Source organism: Moorena sp. SIO2C4, from assembly GCF_010672485.1.
In the GTDB taxonomy this organism is placed as follows: Bacteria; Cyanobacteriota; Cyanobacteriia; order Cyanobacteriales; family Coleofasciculaceae; genus Moorena; species Moorena producens.
The window spans coordinates 1-2,377 of sequence record NZ_JAAHGN010001119.1; the positions used below are offsets into that span (position 1 = coordinate 1).

At 38.6% G+C, this 2,377-nt stretch carries 3 protein-coding genes; all 3 read right to left on the reverse strand.

Annotated elements, in window-relative coordinates; all coding sequences use genetic code 11:
• Positions 1–938: hypothetical protein (locus tag F6K20_RS34475; RefSeq protein WP_287297800.1), on the reverse strand; the 938-nt coding region annotated here is incomplete at its 3' end.
• 332 nt (positions 939–1,270) lie between these two features.
• Positions 1,271–1,525, reverse strand: a complete 255-nt coding sequence (locus tag F6K20_RS34480) for a hypothetical protein (protein WP_009149299.1) — start codon at positions 1,523–1,525, stop codon at positions 1,271–1,273.
• Positions 1,526–1,805: 280 nt separating this feature from the next.
• On the reverse strand, positions 1,806–2,075 hold the full coding sequence (locus tag F6K20_RS34485) for a hypothetical protein (protein ID WP_009149298.1): 270 nt from the start codon (positions 2,073–2,075) through the stop codon (positions 1,806–1,808).
• Positions 2,076–2,377 lie beyond the last annotated feature (302 nt).

The following is a 2,377-nucleotide window of genomic DNA, read 5'->3' on the forward strand; positions in this document are numbered from 1 at the left end:
CAATACTTTACCGAGTAGGGAGTCTGATTGGATATAAGTGTAGCAACTTCATGGGTATTTGGCATGAGAAAGCTTCGGAGAACCCAGTTGCTCCGACATTTGTACTTAGTAAGAGTCCTGATATCAGCACACAAAGACATAGGAACTTCTGAGTTCATACAAACTGATTTGGTAATAGGATACGAATCTCTTTGTCTGACATCCACATTTCTTTTAATTACAGCAGTGAAAACTCCAGACTCAAGTACACGATCGCGTTCTTTAATCTCGTACTCAAATGTATTCTCTCCGTCTAAAACGTGAAATTCTTTACTATCATGTCTTGTTCCAAAACTCATCCGTGTCCCTTCTGAAGATCTACCCTCATCGTACTCTCTGTCAGTGTAAGGAAATGGGTCACTAGCTACTCCTCTGGTAATATTTTTAACAATTACACGTCTTTTACGAGCTGGTGGAGTAGTACTGGAAGTAAACCGGGCTTCCCGAGAAGACCAGCTGTAACCTGGGCACTCACCTTTATACTTAGTTTCGTGAATTTCTACTTGATTGAGTTCTCGGCTACCTAAGAACTCCCATCCGATTTCAGGTGCAGGTTGTATTTCCGAACCCTCTTCAATTCCTATTTCAGGTGCAGATTGTGTTTCCGAACCCTCTTCAATTCCGATTTCAGGTGCAGGTTGTATTTCCGAACCCTCTTCAATTCCTATTTCCGGTGCAGGTTGTGTTTCCGAATCCTCTTCAATTCCTATTTCCGGTGCAGGTTGTGTTTCCGAATCCTCTTCAATGGGCAATTGTTTTAGTGGCGGCAACTGTGCTAGTGAGGGTGCTCTAAAAAACGTCAAAACCAGACTAATGCTCAAAGCAGTGAGCAACAAAAATTTGCTATTTGATGTGATTTTATTAACTATTTTGTTCCATAATCGATTGATTTTAAGCATCAGAAAAATTTAATTTTGTTAATGTATTTAAATGTCAAAAAATACGTGTTAGAGTTTGCAATTCCACTTATCGTATCAATTAGATCTGAATTTAAAGTTCGATCATTTCCTTGAGTGTGTTAAGACTAAAACCAGCAAGACGCTGAGCCTCACCCAGATCAGAAAAGCCATGCTTATGATACAAGTTGAGGTCAAAGTTTCCGACAATTGCTCAAATCTTTAGCAGTGCAATACTAGCAGGGCAGATCACTGGCGCAATCAGAATGAAATAGCCCTGAATGATCAGCAATAGTTAGGAAAGTGGTTTACCATCTTCCTGAGCTATCTAATAATTAGCGAAGAGGATGGTAAGTTGCTTGAGGAGCTATCTGTTGAATACTGCTATCTACCTGCGGTATTGATGCAATTAAGCCATCGAAAACGGCAAGTAAAAACATAAAAAACAAGAAACTCATGGGAATCGAAATAATAACTCCGATCAGTGTCTGTCCTAAATAATTCCTAATGGCTAGCCCCATCAGATGATCAACTCCATAGTCGATCTGCCAATTTCCTTGTTCATCTTGATAGACGTCTTTAACTTTCATAAGTTTCCTCACTCATTCAATAAAGTATAAAAATAACTACAAAGCTTATAGGTGATATTCCGCAAGTTAAACCAAAAATAATTTTATAAAGTCACTAATCGTAGGGTGGGCAGTGCCTAGCAACGTGGTTTGCAAGCTTCATTATCTGTCTGATGCACTGCCCACCCTAAATGAACCTTACTCATCCTACAAAGCTTATAGATAAAATTCCGCAATTCAAAACAAGGTATTTTTATTTAATTGAATCCCTGGCTATTTAAGGGGTAATCGATCATTTAAACTACTCATTTACTATAATCATTATAAGAGAGCCATTTTCTTGAGGAACTATCTGTTGAATACTGGTATCTACCTGCGGGATTAATTCAATTAAGGCATCGAAAACGGAAAGTAAAAACATAAAAAACAAGAAACTCATGGGAATCGAAATAATAAATTGGGTCAGTGTCTGTCCTAAATCATTCCTAATGGCTAGCCCCATCAGATGATCAACTCCATAGTCGATCTGCCAATTTCCTTGTTCATCTTGATAGACGTCTTTAACTTTCATGATTAGCCTCGCTCATCCAATAACTTAAAAAAAAAAACAAATCCACAAAATTTCTACATCACATGGCGCTATAATCGAAGATGCTACCCTTTAGAAACTAAAGGTTTATCGCTATCAAGAGTTACAGGTGGCGTAGTATCTAGTCACGGAGCTGCTCCCCAAATTGATTCGTTAAGGCTTGTGACAGTTAACAAAAACCTCCACTAATCTACCACTTACTATTAAATTATGGTAGATTAAGGAGATGGCATTAATACCACTCCGTAAGGCGGTCGAACTTACGGGACTCTCCAAGAACACAC